The sequence below is a fragment of the Nonomuraea dietziae genome, from assembly GCF_014195505.1.
GTDB lineage: Bacteria > Actinomycetota > Actinomycetes > Streptosporangiales > Streptosporangiaceae > Nonomuraea > Nonomuraea roseola.
Window position 1 is genome coordinate 5,969,975 of record NZ_JACIBV010000001.1, and the last position, 24,282, is coordinate 5,994,256.

General features: G+C 69.9%; 16 protein-coding genes. 8 read left to right on the forward strand and 8 right to left on the reverse strand.

What is annotated here, in order from left to right; all coding sequences use genetic code 11:
• Positions 1-7: 7 nt before the first annotated feature.
• The 6 genes from FHR33_RS28645 to FHR33_RS28670 form a co-directional block, all read right to left on the reverse strand.
• Complete coding sequence (locus FHR33_RS28645; protein WP_183654026.1) at positions 8-3,193, reverse strand: hypothetical protein; 3,186 nt, start codon at positions 3,191-3,193, stop codon at positions 8-10.
• Complete coding sequence (locus FHR33_RS28650) at positions 3,162-10,793, reverse strand: cell envelope integrity TolA family protein (RefSeq protein ID WP_183654029.1); 7,632 nt, start codon at positions 10,791-10,793, stop codon at positions 3,162-3,164. Before FHR33_RS28650 ends, FHR33_RS28645 begins: the two co-directional genes overlap by 32 nt.
• 52 nt (positions 10,794-10,845) lie before the next feature.
• Positions 10,846-11,190 carry a hypothetical protein gene (locus FHR33_RS28655; RefSeq protein ID WP_183654033.1) on the reverse strand — a complete coding sequence of 115 codons (345 nt, stop codon included), beginning with the start codon at positions 11,188-11,190 and terminating at the stop codon, positions 10,846-10,848.
• Positions 11,187-11,591: a YbaB/EbfC family nucleoid-associated protein gene (locus FHR33_RS28660; protein ID WP_183654037.1), complete on the reverse strand. Its 405-nt coding sequence runs from the start codon at positions 11,589-11,591 to the stop codon at positions 11,187-11,189. Before FHR33_RS28660 ends, FHR33_RS28655 begins: the two co-directional genes overlap by 4 nt.
• Positions 11,592-11,707: 116 nt before the next feature.
• The gene (locus FHR33_RS28665) at positions 11,708-12,097 is read right to left on the reverse strand and encodes a UCP033725 family protein (protein ID WP_183654040.1); all 390 of its coding nucleotides are present in this window, start codon (positions 12,095-12,097) and stop codon (positions 11,708-11,710) included.
• The gene (locus FHR33_RS28670) at positions 12,094-12,966 is read right to left on the reverse strand and encodes an SseB family protein (protein ID WP_312895761.1); all 873 of its coding nucleotides are present in this window, start codon (positions 12,964-12,966) and stop codon (positions 12,094-12,096) included. The genes FHR33_RS28665 and FHR33_RS28670 overlap by 4 nt, the downstream gene beginning before the upstream one ends.
• 190 nt (positions 12,967-13,156) lie before the next feature.
• Here FHR33_RS28670 and FHR33_RS28675 point away from each other — a divergent pair, with 190 nt between their 5' ends.
• The 6 genes from FHR33_RS28675 (at position 13,157) to FHR33_RS28700 (ending at position 20,219) form a co-directional block, all read left to right on the forward strand.
• Positions 13,157-13,537, forward strand: coding sequence for a YbaB/EbfC family nucleoid-associated protein (locus tag FHR33_RS28675; protein ID WP_312895762.1), 381 nt, complete (start codon positions 13,157-13,159; stop codon positions 13,535-13,537).
• Complete coding sequence (locus FHR33_RS28680; RefSeq protein ID WP_183654045.1) at positions 13,537-13,836, forward strand: hypothetical protein; 300 nt, start codon at positions 13,537-13,539, stop codon at positions 13,834-13,836. Before FHR33_RS28675 ends, FHR33_RS28680 begins: the two co-directional genes overlap by 1 nt.
• Before the next feature lie 6 nt (positions 13,837-13,842).
• Positions 13,843-17,949, forward strand: a complete 4,107-nt coding sequence (locus tag FHR33_RS28685; RefSeq protein ID WP_183654047.1) for a WXG100-like domain-containing protein — start codon at positions 13,843-13,845, stop codon at positions 17,947-17,949.
• Entirely contained in the window at positions 17,939-18,664 is a 726-nt protein-coding gene (locus tag FHR33_RS28690; protein WP_183654051.1) for a hypothetical protein, read from the forward strand. The genes FHR33_RS28685 and FHR33_RS28690 overlap by 11 nt, the downstream gene beginning before the upstream one ends.
• A gap of 242 nt (positions 18,665-18,906) precedes the next feature.
• Entirely contained in the window at positions 18,907-19,299 is a 393-nt protein-coding gene (locus FHR33_RS28695; RefSeq protein ID WP_183654053.1) for a hypothetical protein, read from the forward strand.
• The gene (locus FHR33_RS28700; protein ID WP_183654057.1) at positions 19,296-20,219 is read left to right on the forward strand and encodes an NAD-dependent epimerase/dehydratase family protein; all 924 of its coding nucleotides are present in this window, start codon (positions 19,296-19,298) and stop codon (positions 20,217-20,219) included. Before FHR33_RS28695 ends, FHR33_RS28700 begins: the two co-directional genes overlap by 4 nt.
• 78 nt (positions 20,220-20,297) lie before the next feature.
• On the opposite strand, the gene FHR33_RS28705 is transcribed toward FHR33_RS28700, so the two are convergent.
• Both FHR33_RS28705 and FHR33_RS28710 read right to left on the reverse strand, forming a co-directional pair.
• The gene (locus tag FHR33_RS28705; protein ID WP_183654060.1) at positions 20,298-21,137 is read right to left on the reverse strand and encodes a hypothetical protein; all 840 of its coding nucleotides are present in this window, start codon (positions 21,135-21,137) and stop codon (positions 20,298-20,300) included.
• Positions 21,134-21,634 carry a SigE family RNA polymerase sigma factor gene (locus tag FHR33_RS28710; RefSeq protein ID WP_183654063.1) on the reverse strand — a complete coding sequence of 167 codons (501 nt, stop codon included), beginning with the start codon at positions 21,632-21,634 and terminating at the stop codon, positions 21,134-21,136. The genes FHR33_RS28705 and FHR33_RS28710 overlap by 4 nt, the downstream gene beginning before the upstream one ends.
• A 111-nt stretch (positions 21,635-21,745) precedes the next feature.
• Here FHR33_RS28710 and FHR33_RS28715 point away from each other — a divergent pair, with 111 nt between their 5' ends.
• Both FHR33_RS28715 and FHR33_RS28720 read left to right on the forward strand, forming a co-directional pair.
• A complete protein-coding gene (locus FHR33_RS28715) occupies positions 21,746-22,318 on the forward strand; it encodes a TetR/AcrR family transcriptional regulator (protein WP_183654067.1) in 573 nt (190 codons plus the stop codon).
• Between the two features lie 103 nt (positions 22,319-22,421).
• Positions 22,422-24,260: an alpha/beta fold hydrolase gene (locus FHR33_RS28720; protein WP_183654070.1), complete on the forward strand. Its 1,839-nt coding sequence runs from the start codon at positions 22,422-22,424 to the stop codon at positions 24,258-24,260.
• The last annotated feature ends 22 nt before the right edge of the window (positions 24,261-24,282 follow it).

Genomic DNA, 24,282 nt, shown 5'->3' on the forward strand with positions numbered 1-24,282 from the left:
TGCCTGATCAGACCGCCTTCTGGGCGTCGGCGGGTGTCGTCCCGCCCTCGTTCTCGTCCTTCTTCTTGTCCTTGTGCTTCTCGTCCTCCTCCTCGGGAGGGAACCAGCCTCCTGTGGCGTTGCTGAGCTGGCGACCGCGCTCCAGGAAGTCGTGCAGCCGGCTGGTGTGGCGCTGGCCGTGTGCCAGCTCGACCAGCAGTTCGTGGAAGGTGTCGTTCACCGCGTACCCGGGGCCCCCGGTCCTGGTGCCGGTCAGCCCCAGCCGCTGGGCGATCTCCTCGGCGACGCGCACCCTGCTGGTTCGCTGCTGCCGCGTGGCCGTGGCCACCTGCCGTACGGCCTCGCTGAACTCGGCGAGTGCGCGGTAGTCGCTCACGGCCAGCTCTGCGGCGTTCGGGTCGCCGGACAGGACCGTGGGCGTACGAGGCTTGCCGAGCGCCTCGGCCAGGGCTCCGGCCACTGCCGAGGCCACAGCCCGCTCGTTGGCGCCGATCGAGAGGCGGCTGTCGATCTCGTAGACGAGCACGCCGTCCCTGACCGACGCGCCGCCCTGGCCGCCGGAGACGATGTGGACCGGCAGAGGCGGCCTGCCGTACAGCTGGAGGTCGAACAGGCCTCTGCCGTGCTGGCGGATGCCCGCCTCCATGGTGGTGGCCACCCTGTCGATCGCCTGGGCGGTCGCGAGTTCCGGAAGCGTTGCGGACGGCCCCTGGATCGCCTCGACGTGGCCGGGGGACAGCTGGCCCGCCCTGGCGGCGGCCAGCAGCCTGGCCGTCGCCCCCTGGGTCCCCGGGGTCAGCCCCGCGGCCTTGATCTCGGCTCTGAAGTAGGAGTCGATCTCGGGGCGCATGAGGAGCGAGGCCTCGCTGAGCGTGTCGGCGAGACTGCGGAGCCTGGCGAACTTCACGGCGTCGTCGACGCCGAAGACGGGCGTCTCTGCCAGGAGGTTCGCGGGTGCGGGGCCCGGCCGCATCAGGCTGCCAGGTGGACGGCCCGCCGTCTGGGCGACGTGCCCCGCGATCATGCCTGCGGTGTCTGCTTCCGCGCTCATCGGGTTGGCGCCGTACGAGACACCGATCGCCAGGTCCCTCCCGCTCGGGAAGGAGCTGGGGGCGGCCGTCTCGGTCAGCACGACCGTGAAGGAGGAGTCGCCCGTGCTGACCGTGAACACGTGCGGCTGATCGGTCGGCGCGATCTCCGTCACCCCTGCGACCCTTGCGAGCCGCCGGAGCGCCTTCGGCTTGGTCGACAGCGCGCCGACCGCTCGCTTGCCGCCGGTCGACGGCTCCCCAGGGCCGAGCAGCTGAGCGATGGAGATCCTTTCCGGCGCCGCCTGCGCCGCTCTCGGTCCTGAGCCCCAGGGAGGTACGGGCGGAGTGTGCCCGCGCTCGGTGATGTCCGCAGCGATCGCGTCGATGGCGTCGGCGAGGCCGAGCTGTGTGGCCTGGTCACTCGCCTCCTGCCACTTGCGCGACAGATGATTGTGCTCGTTGAGGCGCGGGACGAGGCAGAGGTCGGTGCCCTCCGCCTGCTCGGACTCGGACAGCGCGGCTCTCACGACGCCCTGGGGCGCTCCCGCGGAAGCCGCCGCGCCCGACTGGGCGACGTGTGAGATCTCGTGCACCAGGACCGACGAGAGCACGAGCGGGCCGGTTCCCGGGGCGATCCAGGTGAGGTGCGGGTCGTCGGGTGTGCCCGAGCGAAGATCGGTGAGGCCGAGCAGCCCGTCGCCAGGCTCGGCCACCGCCACGCGCATGTACTGGTCGCCGTCCGCCTGGGACACGATCAGTATCGCGTGGTCGCCCACAGCGCCCGCGGTCTCCGGCGTGATCGGTACGCCTTCCGCGTTTGTCCAGGTAAGCCTGGGAGTCGCGCCGCCGAAGTCCTCGGGCGCGATGTCCTGGCCGACCACCTCCGACATGGTCAGGGGCTGGTCCGCCGGCCTGGCGTGCGCGTCGAAGGGGGTGCCGGGCAGCGCGGGCGACGTCACGCCGGCGCCCCCCGCAGGGGCGCCCCCCACGGCCGCAGGCGAGGTGGCCGCCTGGCCCCCGTTGCCTGCATCCTCGGTCGAGGCGACCGGGACCTCCCACACGGGAGGGCCCGGAGGGATGTCGATGCCCAGGTCCGCCAGCGCGGCCTTCACCCGGTCGGTGAAGGTGCCGAGCACCAGCGAGTCCATGAAGATCGTGTTCAGGTCGACGCGGGGATCCATGGCCGCGTCGAGAACGGCCGGCGGCAGCGTGGCGAGTTCCTGCGCGAAGCCGCCGTCGGGCTGAAGGCTGTGCAGAGAGCCGTCGGGCGCCGCGAGGAAGCTGTACTTCTTGCCGTGCTCCGTGACGTTCACGAACGCGAGCTCGCCCTTGTCCCTGGCCTCAGCCCTGGCGGTGGCGAGCTGCTGCGCCAGGCCCACCTCGCCGACCTTCGGAACGAAGCGGAACCTCGGCGTGCCGTCGTTGTCGAAGTCCCAGCGGACGCCCTGCCCCAGCTCCTGCCTGGCCTGGATCATCTTGAGGTCGGCTTCGAACATGGCCACGTCAATCGTCCCGGTGGCGGCGGCCTGCTGTCTGACCGCGTCGCCGACCGGCTTCGTGGTGCCGTCGGGAAGGCGCGCCACGCGTTGATGGGTCAGGTCGTAGTCCACGCGGAAGCGGACGAGCACCACCTTGCCCCTCATGAACTCGCTGGCCTCGATCCTGCGTCCGCCGGCGTCGGTGATGCCTTCGGAGGCCTGCTCGCCGAGTGAGGTTCCACCTGAGAGTCCACTGCTCGCGTCGGAGTGCCCCACAGAGCCGCCGAGGGGGAGGATGTGGCCACGGCCGACACCCTGACTCGTGGTGGTCATGTCCCTGTGGACCTCGCCGAGCTCCGCGTCGAACGGGGTGGTGAGCACCTGCATGTCCGAGAGATGAGCCTCGACACGGACGTCTTCGCCCTGGTTCCTGAGGCCCTTGTAGGCGCGGCGGACCAGGTCGAAGCCACCCTTTCCGGCAAGATGGGGAAAGCGGCTGGCGATCGAGTTGGGCGAGAGCCTGGACTCCAGCTCGAGCCTCTCCTCCGGGCTGAGCGGCTGCGGAGAGCGCTTCTCGATGAGGTCGAGGACCGCCTGGAACAGGCCTGGCTGATGATTCGGGTGATCTCCGACCGAGCTCACCATGATCTTTTCAGGCAGTTCGACGCGCCGGGGGTCTGTCACTGCAGGAACGGGGCCGCTCTCTCCCGCGGTTCTTGGACTGGTCATGCCCTTCGGCAGCAGCCTGACCATCGTGGCGTCGAGGGTGACGGGAGCAGAGCGCCGGGGCCTGCCCTTGATCAGATCCACCTTTCGCCGGGCGGCCGACCTGATCGTGCCCGACCGGAGGGGGACGGCCCTCCACCGTGATGTTCAGGGTGAACTCCTGCTGCACTCGATCGAGGCCGCCGAACATGGCGAAGCGCTGCATCCGGGTGAGCTGCTTGGTCACGCTCGCGAAGAAGGAGCGTGACCTGTCGGTGCTGAGGCCGAGCCTGCCGCCGTCCGTCGCGTCGCTGCTCGAGCCTTCCACGTTGAAGCCGTGGGAGGAGCCGAAGGAGCGGGACATGGCCGTTTCCAGGTAGCCGTAGAGCTGCCGGATGAGGCCCGCCTCCGAGTTGTGGCCGACGAGCTTGGCCCTTTCGGGTGCGCCCTTCGGCTCCAGTCGTGCGCGGACGACGATCAGCTCGGCGCGCCCCGTCTCCGGGTCCGCCAGCGTCGGGTAGCCCTTGGAGAACCCCTGCTCGCTGAGCATGGCGTCGAGTTGCCCCTCGAGGCGGTCGATCGCGAAGTCGCCGCTGATGCTGCGGCTGAGCACAGGGTCGGCGAGGGCTCCAGGCGCGACCGTGTCGATGGCGCCGCGGACCGCGTCCAGCATCGCGACGGCCGGCTTCTCGTCGCCCTGCCGCGTGGTGCCTGGCTCCGTCAAGGTGAGGGACTCCACCCCGCTGAGCCCCATCTTGCCCACGTGGTGCGGGGCCACCTCGACGTCGCTCAGCTCGTCCGTCACCTGTTGCGCACGGCTCAGCGCGCGGTCGAGCGCCTCCTCCGGGGTCCTGCCCTTGTGGTCGGTCTCCTTCGCGACGTTCTCCAGGCCTTCGACCTTGCTCAACGCCTCCTTCAGCGCTTGCGGCGTGTGCTCCTCGGCGAACGTGACGTCCTCACCCGCGTCGCGTGCCTTCTTCAGATCGCTCAGGTACCGCTGGAGCAGCGAGGTCGCGAGAGACCGGTCGAGAGTGAGACTCCCGTTGACGAACCTCTCCACCGCGTCACCCACGTCCGGCAACGACAGGGTCTGCTCGCCGTCGGCGTACATCCTCAACATGTGGTACTCGGGGACGAACATGAGGCTGTACGCCTTCACGCGCTGCTGCTGGGGCGCGCCGGAGGAAACGGTGCCCAGCGCCAGGGGGTTGGGTGTGCCCTCGGTCCCTGAGACCGTGAACTCGGTCTCCGTGACGATCCCGTAGTGTCCGCCCAGCAGGATGGTGAGCAGCTCGACGCCGTAGATGTCGAGGACACTCGCCCCTACGGACCTGTTGGCCGAACGTGAGTAGCCACCGGAGCCGCCGTCGCTCGACTTCCCGTCGTCGTCGAGGTCAGCCATGCCGGGGGACACGCCGAACCCGTGGCTCCAGTTGCCGCTGACCGAGATTCCCGCGCTGGCCAGCGCGAGCCCGATGTCACCGAACACCAGCTTCGCGATGTCCAGAACCTTGCCCGAGAGGAACTCGCCGGAGATCGCCAGCCCGCCCACCGTCGGCTGCGGCCCCTGGGGCAGGACGGCCAGACCTGTCGCGTACTGGTTCAGGAGCCATTCCATGTGCGCGAGGAGGCCGCGCACATTGGCGGCGGCGGTGAGGTGGTGGGAGGAGAGAGCGCCGGCTTCCATGAGGGTGGGCGCGACCTGCGAACCCGCCTTGAGCACGCCGGACGCGTCCGTGTGAACCGTCGTCGCGAACGGGAGCAGCTTCGCGATCGTCTCCTTGCTGAGCTTGTGCTCCTTCCTGGCCTGCTCGTCCTCCCGAGGGAGCAGGTCGGCCGAGAACACCAGCTGGGCGCTGCCCAGCGCCGTCACCGGTGAACCCACGACCACTCCGTCGCGGATGATCTCCACGGTCACCTCGTGCGGAACCATGAACAGCGCGACCTCGCCGTCGCTCTCCACCAGAGCCACGCGGTTGAACGTCGTGGCGCTGCTCGAACCGGCGGTTTGCGACCGGGCACCTCTGGCCGAGAGACCGGCCTCGGCCTTGAACCCGTCCTCGCCCTCCTCCGGGGCATACTTGAGGTCACCGTTCGACGCTTCACCGTTGACGTTCCATGTCCGGCTGCCGGCGCGCCCCCCGGTGTCGGAGCCGATGTCGAGGTTGACCACGGCCAGTCCTCGTTTGCGCCGAAGGTACTTCTTGCCCTCGAAGTCCTGCTTGACCTTGATCAGCACCGTGTAGTGCTCGGGCTTCCCATTGGCCTTGTAGCGGACCAGGTCGATCGGGATGCCGCCCTGCGCCGCCTGGTCGTAGCCGGCCTCCAAACGCTCTGGTGTGAGTTGCTCGAGCACCTGGCGCAGGTTCGACACCTGGGTGGCCCGCTCCTGCTCGTTGCTCGAGAACTGCGGGCCGTCCGGGGAGAACGTGGGGACCACGCCGAGCGCACCGAGCTTGGCCACCACCTGCTGCGCGACGTCGCCCATGCCCTTGATGTGTTGCACCAGGGCAGGCCCCGCGCCCTTCATCTGCCAGTCCATGTCGCCCACCCACACCGGGAGCTCCGCCTTTCTGCCGGCAGGCGGGTCCGTGAGCGAGTCGACCTTGAACAGCGGGACACCCTCGGCGTCCAGCACGAGGTTGCCGTCCTTGTCCGTGACCAGCGCCTCCCGCGCCACCGGCAGGCCGATGTCGAAGGCGTCCTGCTCGGGCAGCCTGATCAGCGCCTCGTGCTTGCCCTTGACCGCTCGCCGCGGCTGCTTGTCGCCGACGGGCTGGATCGAGATCTCGGTCTCCACCTCGACCTGGTAGCCCTGGGTGGGATCGGTGACGCGATGGACGCTCGGGTGGATCGCCTGGTCGTTCACGAATCCGGAGGCGGACCTGGAGACTCCACGCCCGCCTTTCAGCTTCAGCCCGAAGCCGAGGAGGGCGGCGAGCGACGCGCTGATCGACCCACCGAGAGATCCGTTGAACCCGCCACCACCGGCGGCAGCGGAGAAGGCGATGCGCAGCCGCTCCATCCAGTGGTCGGCGCTGCGTCCTCCGATCATGACGGCGGAGGTCACCTTGATCCTGGACCTCGCCGTCACCGTGGCGACCGGCCTGCCGGTCTCGTCGGTGATGACCCGGGTGATCTCCTCGTTGAGCCGGCTCGGCATCTCCTCCGTGATCATGGTCCGTAGCTGGTCCCTCGCGACGGTCCCGAGCTCGGTGCGACTCTCGCCCAGCCTGGCCATGGCCCTGTCCGCCAGGTCGTGCAGCCCTGTCATGGTGCTGACGACGCCCTCGGGCATGGCCTTGCCGGACCGCTTCGAAGGGTCGAGGGTCTCCGTGACCTTGGAGGGCTGGTCGGCGTAGCTGTGGGCGACCCAGATGCGCTGGGAGGCCGCGTCCTCCGGGTTGCCCGAGCTGATCGTGACGCCGTCCTGCCAGCCGTCGGTCCTCGCGGTCCTGATCCGCACCTTCCAGGTGGCGGCGGCGTCGAACAGCATCGACTCGCCCCTGTTGTCCTCCACCGCGCCGCCCAGGGCGAACTCGGCCGCGCTGCCGTCACGGGACCAGCCCCGTCCCATGGAGGCGGCGAACTCGACGTCGGCCGCGGTCAGGAAGGAGTGCCAGGCGGGGGCCCACTGACTGCCGACCCCCTCGAGCAGGGCGGTGCCGAGTCCCTCGGGCGCGAAGAGGGTGGCGGGTTTGTGTGACCCGTTGAAGCCGATGCTGCCCGCGTGCGTGCCCCTGCCCGTCCTGCCGCCCTGCGGCATGGTGCCCAGCATGATCTCGGAGGCTTTGACGTCGGGGTCAAGGATCTCGACCAGGTCCGAGAGCTCCAGCTTGATCTTGAGCTCGGCGGACCTGTCTCCGTGGCCGACGCGCATCACCATGCCGTCCTGGGAAACGATCATGCGGAAGTCGGCGCGGAGGATGTGGTTCAGCTCGCTGGGGGTGAACCGCTGGTTCACGCCGTGTTGCGCCAGAAGCTCGTTGAGGGAGTCGGTCAGCTTGGACAGGTGCGGCAGTGTGGCGGTCGGGAGGGCCGAGGACAGAGTGATCGCCTGCGGAAGCGCCTGCTTCACCGCCTGCTGGTACTCGGCGTGCAGCTCACCCGCCAGACGCAGCGAGTTGCGCGCGGCCGCGGCCGCCGTGCCGGACGGCACGCCCGACTCCGCGCTCGCGATGTCCATGGTGGCGAGGACCGCCTCGTAGGCCGCCCGCGTCTGCTTCGCCTTCGCCAGAGCGGCCTGGTACGCCTCCGCGATCCGCAGGTCCCTCGCCTGCTTGGCGAGGTGCTGCTCGATGTTCTTGTCCTCCTGGGCGGCGCGTGCCTTGCGGCCCCTGTCCTTCGTGCCGAGTTGCTTCTCCCTCTCCTTCTTGGCCTCGGTCGCGTCCTTGCCGGCCTTCTCCGCGCTGTCCTGCTTGCTCTTGATCTGCTTGGAGAGCTCGGCTTCGGCCTTGGTGAGAGCGGTGATCACCTCCCTCACCGCGTTGTCGGTCGCGTCGACGGTCAACGCGTCTGGCGTGTGAACGTCCCGGGTGGGCGTGACAGGAGCCCACGGCGACGGGGGAGGGACGTGTCCCAGCGCCCGCAGCTCACGGGCCACGCCGTCGAGATCGACGCGGATCTGCTGACGCTTGCGCGACTGGGGCGTCTCGCTCCACTTGCGCGCGAGGTGGGCGTGCTCGTTCAGCAGGCTGGTCACGTTCTCGTTGGCCGTCTGCTTCCTGCCTCCGCGAAGCGCCGTGCGGATGATGCCCTGCTTCTCGGGGGCGCTCAGCTCCTGCAGGACGTCGGTGATCTGGCGTAGCCAGATCCGCGCGACCTGGTCCGTGGCGACAGCCGAGTTGAACGTGACCAGGTGTTCGCCGTTGGGGCCACCCGCGATCTTCGTCTTGGCCATCACATGACGGCTGAGGGGGCCGTGACCGGGTCTGAAGCGCTGGACGCCGTGGGCCGTGGTGTCCACCAGCAGCGTCGTGCCGTCGCTGGACCAGCTCCAGCCGCGCACGCCCCCGTCGAGGATGTCGGTGGCCAGGAGTTCGTCGACGGCGGTGCGCACCTCCGCATCGGAGAGGGTCGAACCGTCAGAACGTCCGGTGACGAACGCCGTTCCCACGACCGGGGCGGTGGTGACCGTACCGGGACGGCTGGTGACGGGCGGTGGGAGCGGCGCGGCCTGCGCGCTGAACGCCATGATCTCCGCCAGCGCGGCCAGCGCCTGGACCCGCATCATCGTGGGGTCGCTGCCGGCGCGGGCCGAGGCCTCGAGCGCCAGACGGAGGCGATGGAGGAGGTCCGCGGTGATCAGGTAGTCACCCCGGGGGTCGGACATGCGCAGGCTGCCGTCGCTCTGCTCGAGGGCGGCGGGCGCCAGCCTGCTCAGCGCATACCGCAGCGCGCCGTGGCCGCGAAGACCCGCCGGCTGGGTGGCGGCCAGGAAGGCGGCGAACTCGTCCTGCCCTGACTCGGTGGCCAGCTCCACTTCGAGCATGACGTTCGCTTCGGCGCGCAGGGTCACGTCGTCGGTGTTCTTGGCCCGTTCCTGGAGCTTGTGCCGCACCCGCTCGACGGTGGAGGCGGGCAGGACGGCGTCCCCGCCGGGGAGGGGAACGATCAGGCTGCCGTCGGGCATGAGGACCGCGTTCGGGTGCCCTTCGACGAGCGCGGCGGAGACGGCTTCCCTGGCTCTCGCGGCGTAGACGGGCGCGGCGCCCTGGGAGAGCTCGGTGTCGGACGCTGGACCTGTGTTCACCGCGGCGGGGCCGCTCTCGGAGACCGAAGACTGTGACGGATCTCCGGTGCCGGGGTCGGCCTCGTTACTGGTGCGGCTGCCGGCGTCGGCCGACGGGTCACCGGTGGATGCCTCGCCTGGCGAGGGATGCGGGGTGCCCGTGTCCTGACCGGTGGCCGCTTCGCCGGTATTGGTCACCTCGTTCGTCGCGCCGGTGTCGGCTGAGGGGGTGGTCTCACCCGAGGCGCTCGTGCCGCCCGGCGTCGCGGGGTCGACTGCGATGCCCGGCGTCGCGGGGTCGCCTGCTGGGGCGGAGGAGGGCTGCTGACCGGAGGTGGCGGAGGGCGCGGTCCCCGGCCTGGGCGTGGCCTCGCCAGGAGGCGCCGGGGAGACCGAGGTGGGCGCCGACTCGCCTGACTCCTGCTCCTCCATCTCGTCGGGCGTGGGGGCGATCGTGGGGTCGCCGTTGGCCGCCGAGCCGCGCCGGGATCCCGTGGTGTCGGTGTCCGGACCGCCCTGGCCCGTGGACCTGCCGGGCTGGCCGGGTTCCTGGGTGGTCGGTCCCGGGGCCGGCCTGGTCGTCGTCGAGGTGGGGTTGCTCGCGCCGGGAGTCCCGGGGGCGGGAGGCGTCCCTGGGGCCGAATCGGGAGAGTTCGGGCCACTCTGGGGGCCGCCCGCGTCGGGCGAGCCGGGGGAGGGCGGCCCGCCGGCCGGACCGCCACCCGCGCGGGCCAGATCCGCCGCGCTGGCCAGGTCATGGGCCGTGGCGAGCGCCGTGATGGGGTGGGCGAGCGTCGTGTAGACGTCCACGTTGGTGGGGCTGATCGACTTCATCCGGCCCAGTGCACCTGCCGCGGCGCCGGTCAGGGAGTCGACCGAGAACGGGTTGCTGATCTGGCCGTACACCACCGCGTTGGCGACGAAGCTTCCGAACGGGGAGGCGACCATGTTGCTGAGCATCGTGTTCAGCGCCCTGCCGGTGAAGCCGGGCACCGTTCTGGTCATGCGGGAGATGGGTCCCGCCACCGCCATGCCCATCGCGCCGCCGGCCGCGCCACCGAGCAGCGCGGCGCTGGTCATCTTCCAGTCCCGCTCTTTCCTGGTGCCCATCTCGATCTGCTGGCCCTGGGCGATCCAGTCCATGACGCCCTCTTCGCCGGCCTCCTCGACGACCTCCTTGAAGAACGGGATCAGGCGGGGGAGGAAGTGACTCGTGCCGCTCAGGGTGGTGGCCCTGGCCAGGCTGGCGGGCCCGGCCGACCTTCCCGCCAGCGCGGCCAGCCTGACCAGGATGCGATGGATGGCCGCGCGCGCCGCCGCCGCGTAGGGGCCGATGAAGGTGGTGGTCGAGCCCGCGGTGAAGAAGGCGGTCAGCATCCAGATGGCGATGGCGATGACCGTGATCCAGAACGCCACGTTGATGGAGAGCTTGGAATACTGCGTCTGGACGGCGAAGTTGCTGGCCTTCGCCGCGTATGACTTCGCGCCCTGCTGCACTGTCACCACGCCGCCAGGACCGCTGTACAGGTTTCTGACCCTGCCCAAGAAGTCGGCGGTGGAGGGGGCCTGTATGCCCGTGACGATGGAGCGGACCGCCTCAGCCGCGGGCTCGGTGTGCGGCGTCATGCCGTTGCAGAGGGACTCCCACGCGCAGCCGAGGGCCGACAGCTTGTGCTCACTGGCCTTGGGCCACTTCTCACCCGCCGCCAGCAGTGGAATCACCACGTGGATCACCCAGTCGGGCAGGCCGCCTATGTCCCATGCGGGCACGACGTCCCTGTCGATGACGACGGCGACGGACTCCGGCGGGGCCTGTACCGCCGTTTCCGCATTCGTGTTCGTGGCCACGCAGCCCCGTTCTGACCCGACCGTGTGCCTGCAGATGGATGATGCGGAGGCCTCACACCTCGCGCACGGAGTTCCTCACGTTCTCCGCGATGGCGGTGTCCGTGCCGACCAGGTTCTCCACGCCCTTGCGCACTCTCGGCCCCAGGTCAGCGAGCTGACGGATGGTGTGCTTGCCGTTGTCCAGCAACGTGGTGGGAGCGCCGTCACCCAGGTAGCTCCTGTGGAAGGCGAGGCCCTCCGTTCCGTCACCCCAGGGCGCGGCGGCGTGGAGCTCCTCGATCTCCGCCATGCGCTCGTGGTAGGTGACCTCCATGTCGGTCACGGTGGTGTTCCACACGCTCACCCCGCGGTAGAACTCGAGCTTCGAGACCAGCACGCCCCTGTTCAGTCCGTTCACCGCTTGCCACCCATCTGCTCGGCCAGCTGTTTCATCACCGTCTCGAGATCACCCTCCAGATGCGCCTGCATCTGCTCGGCGGGGACCAGCGGCGCGAAGAGCTCGGTGATCCGCTCCTGGACCTGTGCGGCCGCCCGCCGGACCGTCTCGGTGATCGAGTCGGCGAGGCCTCGCGCGTCCGGGTGCCGGTAGACGCGCGGGTCGATGTCGAGCCGTACGAGCTCGCCGCGCGAGCCGACCGTGACCGACACCAGCCCGTCGCGCGACTTCTCCGTCACCTGTACGGTCTTGGCCTTGGCGTGGAGTTCCGCGCCCTCGTCCTGGATCCGCATGAAGGTCGCCCGCAGCTCGTCCGCGTAGGCCTGAAGGCCTGCGGCGTCCCCCTCGTCCAACGACTCCATCTGACCTCCCAAGCCCCGGCACACGCTCCTGCATCGTGCGTGTTACTGGCTAGTTTCCGGCACATGAACATCATTCGACAAGAACGTCCGGATAATTCGCTTTAAACGCGGCAAACTCACAATGCCAGCGGTACGGCGTGCTCCTGCAGATCTTCGACCTCGGCCACGGGTACCCAGCGGCGGTAGACGCCCCGCTCGATCCGCTCCATGCCCAGCGCCGCGGCCTCGGGCGCCGAGCCGCCCAGATACTCCAGAAGCAGCTCCCCCTCACGCTCGTCGTGCACGTGGCACTCCACGCCTCGCCACCGGCACACCGTGGTCACGTACCACACCGCTTCGCACGCGGTGGCGGGGACGGGCATGACGTGGCATCCCTCCTCGACCTCGGTGAAACCCTCGGCGGGCTCGTCGCTGCGCAGCCGCAGCCAGACCTCGAGCGCGGACGCCTCGGGACTGGCCGGGTAGTCGGCGCCGTGCCAGCGGGCGCGGTAGGAGTGCCCCTTCATGCGGGTTTCACCAGCAGCCAGCGCCGCAGGTCGCCGTGGTAGAAGGCGCGCCTGTACTCCAGGCCGTCGTCGGCCAGCTCCCAGATCTCCGCGCCGTGGGTGAGACCGACGCCGTACACCTTGTACTCGCGGATCACCTGGTCGACGTTGGGCACCAGGCCGAGACCGATGAACGGCGGCTCCTCCACCACCCAGCCGGCCACCGCGTCGCGCTGTTCCTCGTCCAACCCGCCGTACGGCGTGCGGTACAGCTCGAGCCCCACCGGACGCCAGCGCAGCAGGTTGACGCTCCCCGTGGGGGTGAGCATGGCGGGTTGGCCGAGCGCGTCCACCAGGACGGCGGGCGTGGCGATGTGCGCGACGTCCAGGGCGTGGTGGACGTAGCCGGAGACCCTGTCCTCGCCGCCGAGCACCATGTCCTTGATGGCGGAGGGGCTCAGCAGCTTCTGCAGCAGAGGCACCCCCGCCTCCGGGTCGAGCAGGAGGTCCTGGGCGAGTGTGGGGACGGCCAGCCTCGCGACCGTCCCCGACTCGAGCAGGAAGCTCACCGGCAGCCCCAGGTTGATCGCCAGCCCCCAGCGTGGGTCCGGCCAGCCGGCGGCCAGGTCCACCATCGAGGCGATCCTGTGGTGCTCGGTCCAGCCGCCGTTGCCCTCCACCATGGCGGCGGCCGAGGTGTAGGCCAGCATCCAGGTACGCCCGTCCGCGACGACCGTCGGCCACGCGACCGGTTCCAGCCCTTCGGCGGCCGCCTTGGTCATCGGCAGCGCGAAGTCGGCGTCCCTCAGCATGCCCAGGCACAGGGCTGTCGCGCCCGCCTCGAACGCGGCCCAGAGGCGTTCCTCGAACTCAGTTGACGGCTGCTGCACGGTGATCACCCTAATCAGCGGTCTCCTGATTCCAAGCCGCGGGCCGTAGGCCACGTACCGAGCAGGGACTGGAGGCGGGGGTCGGCAGGGTGTCCGGACCCGGCCCGCTTATTGCACACGGTCATGTTGACCAGGTGGACCTGTGATGAACAAGATGTAGCCGTTTATGAAGCTGTGTATGGTTTTATCTGTGACGCACGCTTTTCATGCGACGATCGCAGAGCTCGCCGGAGATGTGAACCGGCAGATCACGCAGGTCCGTGAGGCCTACGCGAAGCTCGGCGCGCTCGAGTCCACCGTTCACTCGGACGACGGGATGGTCGGTGTGACCGTGGGCGCGCGCGGCCAGGTTCGCTCCATCGAGCTGAACCCGCGCGTGTACCGGCGGTTGTCCCCCGCCGAACTGGCGGACGCGATCATGGAGCAGATCAGCCGGGCAACGGGGGCCGTCTCCGAGCAGAGCAGGCAGCTCATGGAGCCACTCATGCCGGAAGGCCTGCCGTACGAAGAGGTCTTCGGCGAGAACGCCACACTGGACGCGTTCCTGCCGCCGCCCGTGGAGCCCGAGTAATGGCCGGCTTCGACGTCCGGCCGGGTTTCCTGCGCCATGAAGCCGCTGTCTACGTCGAGCGCCAGCTGCACGTACATGATGTGTCGGACGCCCTGAAAGCGGCCTTCCACCGCGACCGGGGCACTCTCGGCAAGGACATGTACGGTGCCGAGCTGGCGAAGAAGATGCCCGAGATCGAGGAGCGCATCTTCAGCGCGCTGAGCGACTACATCGACCAGCTGGAGGGCGTCGCCACCAACCTCCACGCCAATGCCGGCACCTACGAGCTGGTGGACCGGCCCATCACGGACGGCTCCTGATCCTCCGTGGGATTCGACGGATTCCTGGTCCCCGACTGGGCCAAGCCGTACGTCGGCTGGGTCGTCGGCATGGACTGGCCGGAGGGGGACGAGACCGGATGCTTCCGGCTCGCCGACGCCTGCGTGGTCGCAGCGCACCAACTCGTCGAGGGCACCCTCGCCGATCTGCCGTCGAGCACGAACAAGATCGGCTCTGAATGGGACGGCGACGCCCACCTGGCCTTCGCCCAGCATGTCTCGGAAGTCGCGGGCGGCAAGGTGGCCGACCTGGTCACACGGCTCATCAACACCGCCATCGCGCTGAACGGCGTAGGCGTGCAGATCCAGTACGCCAAGTACATGATCGAGGCCACGGTATGGCTGCTGATCGTGCAGATCGCCTACCTGCTGGCGGCCGCCATGGCCAGCGGCGGGGCGAGCCTGGCGCTCATACCCCCTCGTGTGGCTCTCGCCCGGCTCACGGTCGCGCAGATCGCCAAGCGAACGCTGCTCAACATCGCGCTGTTCGCCGGGATTGTGGCCGGCATGGACGGCGGTATCCAGGCCCTCCAGATGGCGCAGGGACGTAGGGACGAACTCGACGCAAGGCAGCTGGTGGTCTCCGCGCTGAGCGGCGGGGCCATGGGCGGGCTCATGGGTCTGCTGTCCGGTGGTCTGAGCCGGCTGGCCACGCCCGCCCTGCGCGCAGGGCTGAGCCGGGCGGAGATGACGACGGCGGAGAAGCTGCTGTCCGCCGCCAGCTCGTCCCTCTACGGCCAGGCGGCGCAGTACGCTCTGACCGGCGGGATCACCACTGCGGGGACCCTGCTGGCCGAGGGCAACTTCAGCTGGGAGATGCTCGCCAAGGGCATCACCTCCAGCGCTCTGGGCGCCGACGGCCAGCACCTGACCACGACGCTCCCGCGCGGCGGCGGCGACCCGCCCCCGCCGCACCGAACCTCCGGTGAAGGGAACCCTTCGTCCGGTCCCCCACCGCCTTCGCCTTCTCAGGCGGACCCGCCGCCGGGCTCCCACACGCCTTCGACTCCCAAGGGGGACCCGCCAAGCCCCCACCCCGGCCCCGCGTCCACCTCTGACACGAGCGGCCCGGCCGGGGCCGCTCCCGGCCACCCTCTCAACCAGATCAACACGAACGTCACCGAACTGGCCGCCCATGCGCCGGCTCCACCCGGCGAGTCCGTCCACCACGCGCAGAACGCCGACTCGCCGGTGGGCACGAAGGCACACACGAGCGCGGACCAAGGCGGCACGCCCAAGAGCGGCACGGATTCCCCCGGGGTCCTCCGATCCACAGACCCCGTCCCTGCCCCCCGGACCGCGGGGGAGAGGAGCGATGCCGGAACACCCCGCCAGGCCGCCGATCGCGGGGACGGAAGCACGCCCAGACAGGCCGCCGAGCAGAGCGCCGGTGGCACGCCGCGCCACGGGTCCAACCGGGAAGAACCAGGTACGGCCCGCCCGGAGGCTGACGGGAAGGGGCCCGGCACCACCCGCCAGGCGGCCGACGGTGACGACGGCGCTTCAACTCGCCGGGCAGCCGATCGCGATGGCGCCGACACGACGACGCACGCGGCCGGCCGCGGCGCAGGCGACCCCTCGACGCAGGCGACAGGGCGCGGCGACAGCGACCCGTCGGCAGGGACGAGCCGGATCGAGCGGCTGCTCAACCACGACGGAGACCCCGTCCCCCCGTCCCGGCTGGCGGAGGCGTCCACTCAGACCGCCCATGCCGGCGACGTCACGCCACTCCGCGGGGAGGGCGATCCGTTGCCGCCGCTCCGTCCCGCGGGGGAATCGGCTTCGCATGCTCGAGTGCCGGACGGCGCGTGGAACACCACGCGCGCTCCGTTCGACTTCGAGCGCTTCTACAACGATCCCCGCTGGTCGGCCGACGCCACCAGGTTCGAGCAGCGCCTGGGCGCGTACTACTTCAACAACCCCGAAACCCTGGACGCCGCCCGTACCGCTCTGCGCAAGATGCGAGACGTACTCCTCGAGCTCACCCCCAGGCGATCGGACGAGAGCGTCGAGGACTTCACCCGGCGCGTGGAGAGCGTGTTCTTCAAGGACGACCTCGCCAGCGCGGGCCAGGTGGGCAAGCGTGATGTGACCCTTGACGACCTGCTCGCTCACGGTAACCTCCGCGAGCTGGTGACGGCCTTCTACAACGGCGCCTACTACAACCGCGAGAATCCGCACATCCTGGGCAACGCCCTGCTCGACATCATGGACAACAACCGCTGGAACGCCGCCCGCGACGCCGGTCTGGACGTCGGCGAGATACGGCGATCCCAGCACCAGCTCGATGAGCGGATGCACCGTCCGATTATCGGACGCGCGGAGGCCATGTTCATGTCGGACAGCAACACGTTCACCCGCGACCCGTTCGGCACGGGCAACGTCGGCATGATGTCGCAGCGCGGCGTCAGGGACGTCTCCGAGATGGTCAGCAGTCAGCACAGTCGGCGCACTCGCACCGACGAGGAGATCCAGGAGCTCGGCCTCCACACGACTCCCGAGCACTACGAGGGACTGGGCACGCCGCTGGGCAAGTTCGAAAGGGCCTACATCGAGGAGGCCACCCAGAGGAAACTCGATCCTGACACACCGCTGCCCTGGCGAGAGGGCGCGACCATGCACGACCTCCCGTCGAGCAGGTGGGCGCAGAAGACGTCGAGCGCGGGATTCCTCGTGGTCGACGGCGTTTCGGGAACGACCGCCAAGATGCTGACGGCCGTCAAGTTCCTCGATCTCGGCCCCAAGACGACCGAGCACTTTCTCGGCGCCCTGATGGGCTGGATGCTGCCGGGTCGGGACCACTCACTGTTCGAGGTCGCCAAGGGTGCGCAGATCGCCGGCGTGGGCTGGATGCCGTTGGAGCCCGGCACTCGACCCACCGCCGTGGACTTCTACCGGAATCTGCCGAACATAGATCTGGGGACCCTGAGGCGCGAAGTCCTCCCCGACGGCATGTTCCCGCACGAGGCCCGGTATTACATGAACGCCACGGACAAAGCTGGATTCACAGAGACGCAGCCGTCCCATATACGCGGCATCGCCGACCGCCTGTGGCCGCAGTTGGAAAGCGGGCGGGTGACGGACCAGAGCCTCTGGCGCTGGTTGGAGCGTAACGGCGTCGACCCGACGAACGTCGACCAGGTTCGAGCGCTGGGTGAGCGGCTGTCGCCCGCTCATCTGATGGCGATGACCGTCTACACCGAATCGAGCCACTCCCTGATCAATCACGTCGCGCGCACACAACTGTGGACCGCCGGCCTGTCGGAGTCGGTGGTCCATCGCCGCTTGGCGGACAAGATACACCAGGCGGTCACGGCGTACCTGGACAACATGGCCGGCGGACAGCGGAGCAGCGGATACATCCCGGCAGTCGTCCATTCCGCGCTGTACCCCAGCGGTAGGAGCTCGCTGCACGAGCGCGCTCAGGCGTACGTCGACGCGGCACGCCGGGCGGACGAGGCGACGAAAGCGCTTGCCGAGCACCGGGCGGAGGGCCGGAAAGAGGAGGCCAGGCAGGCGGGCAAGGACCTCAGAGAAGCGCGCAGGGAACGGCAGGAGGCCTTGAACGATGTCAAAATGCAGCTGGGCAAGGGGCTCACGCGTCTGTTCGACGAGATGCGCTGGCACGTCGACATGGTGCACGACGCCATGATGCAACTGCCCGCCGTCGGTACACCCGACCGTCCCGTCCTGGCCTACCGCGGAGACTGGTTGACGCCTGTGCACTCGCCCATCTACGGATCGAAATGGCATCCGCACGGGACCGCTCGCGAGTTCCTCAGCACCAGCCTGAGCCTGGAAGTGGCCGTCCGGTTCATGCTGGACAACCCGGCCGGCGACCGCAAGGTCCTGGTCGTCTATCAGCTCACCGGCCAGCAGGCCAGGGACATCTCCGTCTTCTCGGCCTACGCCTCCGAGAAGGAGGCCGTCCTCCCGCCCCGCTCCCGTACCGAGTGGGTCAGGGACCAGGAGCAGGTGGAAGGCGTGCGCGCAGACGTGGAACGGGTCATCACGGACATGGTGAACCGTCGTTCCCTCTCGGAGCCCCCGGACTATGAGATCATCGTCATGAGGGAGGCCCCCGGTGACGGTTGAGTGGGCGGAGCTGGACGAGAGAGAGTGGCGGCTCTACGGCGGCATGCACCGGATGTTGCTACGCCTGGCGGGCCAGGTGCCCGACGGCCTGCTCACGCAGGCGCGCGCCATGCTGGCCGAAGGCGACCTGGCCTATCTGCCCGACGCCCTCACCATGGCAGCGGTTGAGCTCGGCGTGCCGCTGACGGCGCAGGAGGTGGAGATCCTGCGCGACCTCTTCGTGGCGCTCGGCATCGAGGGCGAGCCGACGGGTGTGGACCAGGTGGCGATCACAGACACCACCCGCGGCACCGGTCACCGCTTCAGTCCGGTATCGCCCGAGGTGGCGCAGCACGTACGCGTCCCCGCCGCCCTCGACCTCACTGCCGAAATCCCGGCGGAGCTGGCAGATCTGCAGGAAGAGCTGGTCGATCTCACTGATCACCTCGTGGTCGACGCGCTCAGCGAACATGCGGGAACGAGGGCGATCTGGCGTACCTGGCGTTCGGGTCCCGAGAGGCTCGCGAACGAGGACGTGAAGGGCTGGCGCCGGGTCTACCTCGCAGAGGTCGAGCCCGGCGTCCTGGCCTGGGAACTGACGTTGGAGGCCCAGACCGAGCTCACTCAGATGAGTGAGAGCGATCCGCAGGTGGAGGTGTACTGGAGCAGTGAGGAACTGCCGCCCTATCACCGTGCCGCCCGCGAGGCCGCCACTCTCCTGTGGAAACGCCGCTGACCGGGTGCTAGCCGGGGCGAGCAGGACCGCGGCACCTTAGAGCGCGACGCCCAGCACACGCTTCAGCCATGGGAGCTCCCTTCCAGATCGCCGAGGCGGGGTGCCACCGCGCGGCGTGACAGTGACCGGTGCCACTCAGGGCCGGGCCTGTGACGGGGTGGGTGAGGCGATGTGCGACTTTCTGTCACATCGGGAACGGCTGTCTCGTCCAGTCGTCAGTTCAACCGAGACAGGAGGTCGTCATGGCACGGTCTGTCACGAATGTGGTCGTGGCCCTGAGCGCGCTGTACACGCTGGTCTTCGGCGTCTGGATGTGGGGATGGCCGCAGTCGTTCGCCGAATACGTCAACTTTCCCCCTCATGAGCACTTCCTGCACGACCTGGGCGCCTTCCACGTCGGCATCGGGATCGCCCTGGTGGCGGCGCTGGTGTGGCGGGACGCGATCCTGGTCGTCCTTGTCGGCCTCGCCACGGCCGGCCTGATCCACACGGTGAACCACGCGATGGACTCCCATCTCGGCGGCGCCGTGAGTGATCCCTACGTGATCGGCGCTCAGGCCCTCGTCGCGGTGGTGGGCATCGTGTTCCGCGCCCGCCACCTGCGTGTGAGCGGGGCGAAGGAGCAGGCGCGATGAGGGTGGTGCTCGCCGGTGCCACCGGTGCGATCGGGCGGCCGCTGCTGTCGGCGCTGGCCGCCTCGGGGCACGAGGTGATCGCGGTCATCCGCGATCCCGCCAAGCGGCGGCTCGTGGCGGATCGCGGCGCGCTCCCTGTGATCGCGGATGTGATGGATCGCGACGGCCTGCTGCGCGCGGTCGACGGCCACGCCGCCGACGTGGTCATGCACCAGGCCACGGCGCTGCGGGAGGCCGGGCGCAGGCTGCGCCCCGACGACCCCACCATCCTCCTGCGCGGCAGGGGGACCGAGCATCTCCTCGAGGCCGCGCGGGCGGTGGGCGCGCGTCGCTTCGTCACCCAGTCGCTGATCACCGGGTACGGCTACCGCGATCACGGCACCAGGGTCCTGACCGAGAACGACGTCTTCGGCCTGCACGCCGGCAACGTGGGCGACCTGGTGACGGACTCCAGCGTGGCCACCGAGCGGCAGGTGTTCGCCGCGGACGGCATCGAGGGCATCGCGCTGCGGTACGGGATGTTCTACGGCAGGCACGCGTTCAGCGACATGTTCGCCGACCTGATGCGTAAGCGGGCTCCGGTGCTGCCGCGGGGGGAGACGGGGACCACGTCCTTCATCCACGTGGAGGACGCGGCGACGGCCGCGGTCGCGGCCATGGAGCGCGGCCGTGACGGAGAGGCGTACAACATCGTGGACGACCAGCCCACGAGCTGGCGAACCTTCCTCACCGCGGTCGCCCGAGCACACGGCACCCCTCGTCCTGTCGTGACGCCACGGTGGCTGATCCGGCTGGCCGTACCGTATCTGGGCTGTCTGATGATCGACACGACGATGCGGGTCTCCCACGCCAAGGCCACCAGGGAGCTGGGCTGGACCCCGGTGTACCGGAACCTGCGCGAAGGTCTGGGGCTCGGCTGAGACGGCGGGCCCGCGATCGCGACCTCTGGACGGTTCCATGCAGGCCGGGTGGGGACCCGTCACCTGCATGGAACGGCCCTAGCCGGCCGGCGTGGACGCCGGAGACTCAGCCTCTGACAGAGGGGCGCCGGTCGGGGCGGGCTCGCCCTTCCCTGGGCGGTCGTAGATTCCGACGGCCCACCTGCCTGGTACCTCGCCGACCTTGGCCAACAGGCGTTCGCGCACCCTGGGGTTCATCAGCTCCAGGGACTGGGCCCTCTCGTCACATCCTTTCGACTTCCCGGGCGGCCGGCAGCCCGTGACGGCTTCCGCGACCTCCCGGACCGGGGCGTCCGCGGGAAAGATCCAGACCTGCAAGGACTGCGGACGCTTCAGCCAGCCGGAGGGCGCCGAAAGCCGGTCGTGATGCCCGCCCACCGACTCGCCGCAGCGCCCGGACGAACCGCCCATCTCGCCGCCCTTGAGCTTGCTCCTGATGACCACCCACGCCTGGGGATCGTCGCAGACCAGCTTGTACCCGGTGGAGAAGCTGGTCGGAGTGAAGGTCACCGTCCGGGCCACGCCCATCGTCTGGAACCGCTGGGAGTCGATGAGGGAGAGGTCAAATCTGACGGCCCCCAGCACCACGGGCATCGTCTCGGGCAGCTTCGGTCCTGGCTCGACCCGGGCCGAGTCCACAGGACGCTGGGCGACCGACGTCTCACCAGGGCCGGGCGGTCCGGCCGGCAGGCCGCTCACCAGTCCGACGGCGATGACCGCGAAAGCCGCCGCCGCACCGCCCGTCACCACCCGCCGGGTACGGCGGATGCGGTGGCCCCGCCGTACGATCGCGTCGAGATCGGCGGACGGTTCGCGGCCGGCTCGTTCCTGGACCCGCACGGTCAGGAGCCTGCGCAGATCGCTCTCGGTGTGCTTCATCGCTTGACCCTCTCCATGTTCATGGTCTGCATGTCCGGATCGACCCGTAGACGGGTGAGCGCCCGGCTGAGCTGGCTCTTCACCGCTCCCAGCGAGCAACCGACGATGTCGGCGACCTGGGTGAGCGTTCGTCCCTCGAAGTAGTGCAGAACGACCACCGCGCGCTGGCGCGGGGAGAGTGTGCCGATCGCGCTCCACATCGCGGCCTGATCGGCCACTTCGGCAGCCGCGTCGCGCGGATCGGCCGCCTCGGGGACCCGTTCGGCAGGCACCTCCCCGCGCCAGCGCCTGCGCCACCACGACGCGTGGGTGTTCACGATGATCCGGTAGACGTACGGGTCGGGGTTGCCCTCGATCCGCCGCCAGGCGACCCAGGCCTTCGCCAGCGCGGTCTGCACCAGATCCTCTGCCGTGCCCCAGTCCCGGGCGAGGAGGTACGCCATCCGGCACAGCCCCAGATGCCGGTGCGCCACATACTCGGTGAACCCGTCGTCCATCCATCAACTCCGTCTCGTTGTCTCCGGCGATGACTACCGTTCGGGAGGCGCGTTCGGATGACAGGCGACCACAACTCGACAATATTATGTAGATCGGTCTACATTCTCCTCATGGTAGTCAAAGGGGATCAGACGCGGACCAGGTTGATCGACGCCGCCCGCACTCTGGTCGAGGCGCGGGGGTACTTCGGCACCGGGCTCAACGAGGTGATCGAGGCGGGCAGGGCCCCGAGGGGGTCGCTGTACCACCACTTCCCCGGCGGCAAGGACCAGTTGACCGCGGAGGCCCTCGTCGTCTCCGCCCGGGAGATCGACGCGTTGATCAGGAGCCTCGCGGAGGGTGTCACCGACACCAGGGAGCTGATCGAGGCGGTGCTGGACGCGCTGGCCGACCGCATGGAGGAGGCCGGGTACGCCAAGGGATGCCCGATCGCCACGGTCGCCCTGGAGGTGGCGGCGACCAACGCCTCGTTGCAGCAGGTCTGCGCGGAGGCCTACGACGGCTGGGAAAGGGCGCTCGCCGACCGCCTGGTCGCCGACGGCCACGGCCGCGACCATGCCGAGGACCTCGCGTGCTCCTTGCTCGCCCTCGTCGAGGGGGCGCTCGTCCTGGCCCGCGCCCGGCGCAGTCGCGTGCCGATCGAGCGGGCACGACGTTCCGCGGCGGTCCTGCTCGGAGCCTGAGAAGACGACCGCGGCGGGCGGAGAGAGGCCCGCCATAGGTCCGCGGGAACACCCCTGCTTTCTTCTGTCCATAAAATATGTAGATCGGTCTAGAGAGGCGCTCATGGAAACGAAGCCCGAGACCCTGGTCGTCGGTGCCACCGGCCTCATCGGCCGCCGGCTCACAGCGGAGCTGCTCAGGCAGGGACGGGCGGTCGCCGTGACCGTCCGCGGCGGGTCAGCCCGCGGTGCGCAGTTGCGCACCTGGCTCAGGGAGCACGACATCGACGAAGAGGCGCTCACCGTCGTCACGGCCGACATCACCCGGCCGGGGCTCGGGCTCGACCCCGGTGACGGAGAGCGGCTGAGTTCCGTACGGGACGTCTTCAACGCCGCCGGCGTGTACCGCTTCGGTCTGGGGCGCGAGGAGGCCAGGCGAGCCAACGTCGACGGTGTCGTGAACGTCCTGCGCTGGGCTGCTACACGCCCGGAGTTGCGGCGCGTGGTCCACATCTCGGGGTACCGCGTCGGGGCGGCGGACCCGCTCCCTTACCCCGTTCCCGAGGACCGGCTGGCCCGGCTGTACCGGCGGTACGGCTCGTACGAGGCGTCGAAGCGCGAGGGCGATGCCGCGGCACGGGCCATCGCCGCACGCGAGGGCATCGCGTTGACCGTGGTCAATCCCGCGACCGTGATCGGGGACTCGATGACGGGCGAAGCCGGTCAGTACCTCGGCCTGGCCGGCCTGGTCGAGCAGCTGTGGACGGGGCGGCTCCCAGCGCTGGCCGGTACGCGACGCACGTTCGTCCCCGTGGTCACCGTGGATCACCTCGCCCGCTTCCTGGCCGCCGTCCCCGAGCACGACGAGGGGCCCTACCGCGCTCACTGGCTCCTGGACGACGCCACCCCACCGCTGCCCGACCTGGTCGCGCTGCTGGCCCGCCACCTCGGGGTGCGCGCGCCCCGCGCGGTGCTCCCGGTCGGCCTCGTACGGCGGCTGCCTCGCGCGATCACCGGAGTCGACCCCGAGACGCTGACCTTCCTGTCCGAAGATCGCTACGACACCTCTTCCGCCGATGCGCTGGCCAGGGCCGCCGGGCTGAGCCATCCGCCCGTGCGGGACGCCGCGCGCCGCTGGGCGGACCGGCTCGTCGCGGAGCGGTTCGGCCGCGCCCAGCCGCCGCTGCCCGGTGGATTCCACCTCGTCGCCGGAGCGCGGACCTACCTCGCGGGTGATCGTGTGTCTCCCGGCTACGTCCTGCTCCACGGCCTGCCGCTCGACGCCGAGACCTGGCAAGGCGTGCTGCCCGAGCTGGACGGCACCGCCCTGGTGGCCGACCTCCCGGGGCTGGGCCGCTCCAGCCGTACCGCCGCCGACCCCGCCGACTGGCTCACCGAGCTCTTCGCTCCCCTCACCAGCAGGCCGGTCCTCGTCGCGCACTCGGCGGGCGCCGCGCCCGCCCTTCGCCACGCCCACGCCCACCCTGAACGGGTCGCGGGTCTGGTCCTCGTCTCGCCCTACTTCCTCCAGCGGCGCCCCCGGTGGCACCTGCGCGCACCCGCGCTCGTCGGGCCCCTCATCCGGACGGCTTCAGCCCGGCGGCTCGGCGAGGCGCTGCTCGGCCCTGCCGTCACCGACGCCGCCACGCCGCGCGCGTTGGACGACGCGGTCGCCCAGCTGCGACGGCCGGGGGTCGCCCGGCGCACTGCGGGATGGCTGCACCGGGCGCAACGTCACACCGAGCGCGCCGAGCTGCGGGCGCTGACGGCCACCTGCCCGGTCCCGGTCCACCTCGTCATCGGCGAGTTCGACCCGCTCGTCGGCGACGCCCCCGATGCCGCCGTGACCGTCGTTGCAGGAGCCGGCCACCACCCGCAGCTCAGCCATCCCGCCCAGGTGGCCGCGGTCGCCAGAGCAGCCGTCGGGATCGGTCAGCCCCGAGCGGTGCGACACCCACGGTGATCGGCGCCGCGGTAGGCCGCCC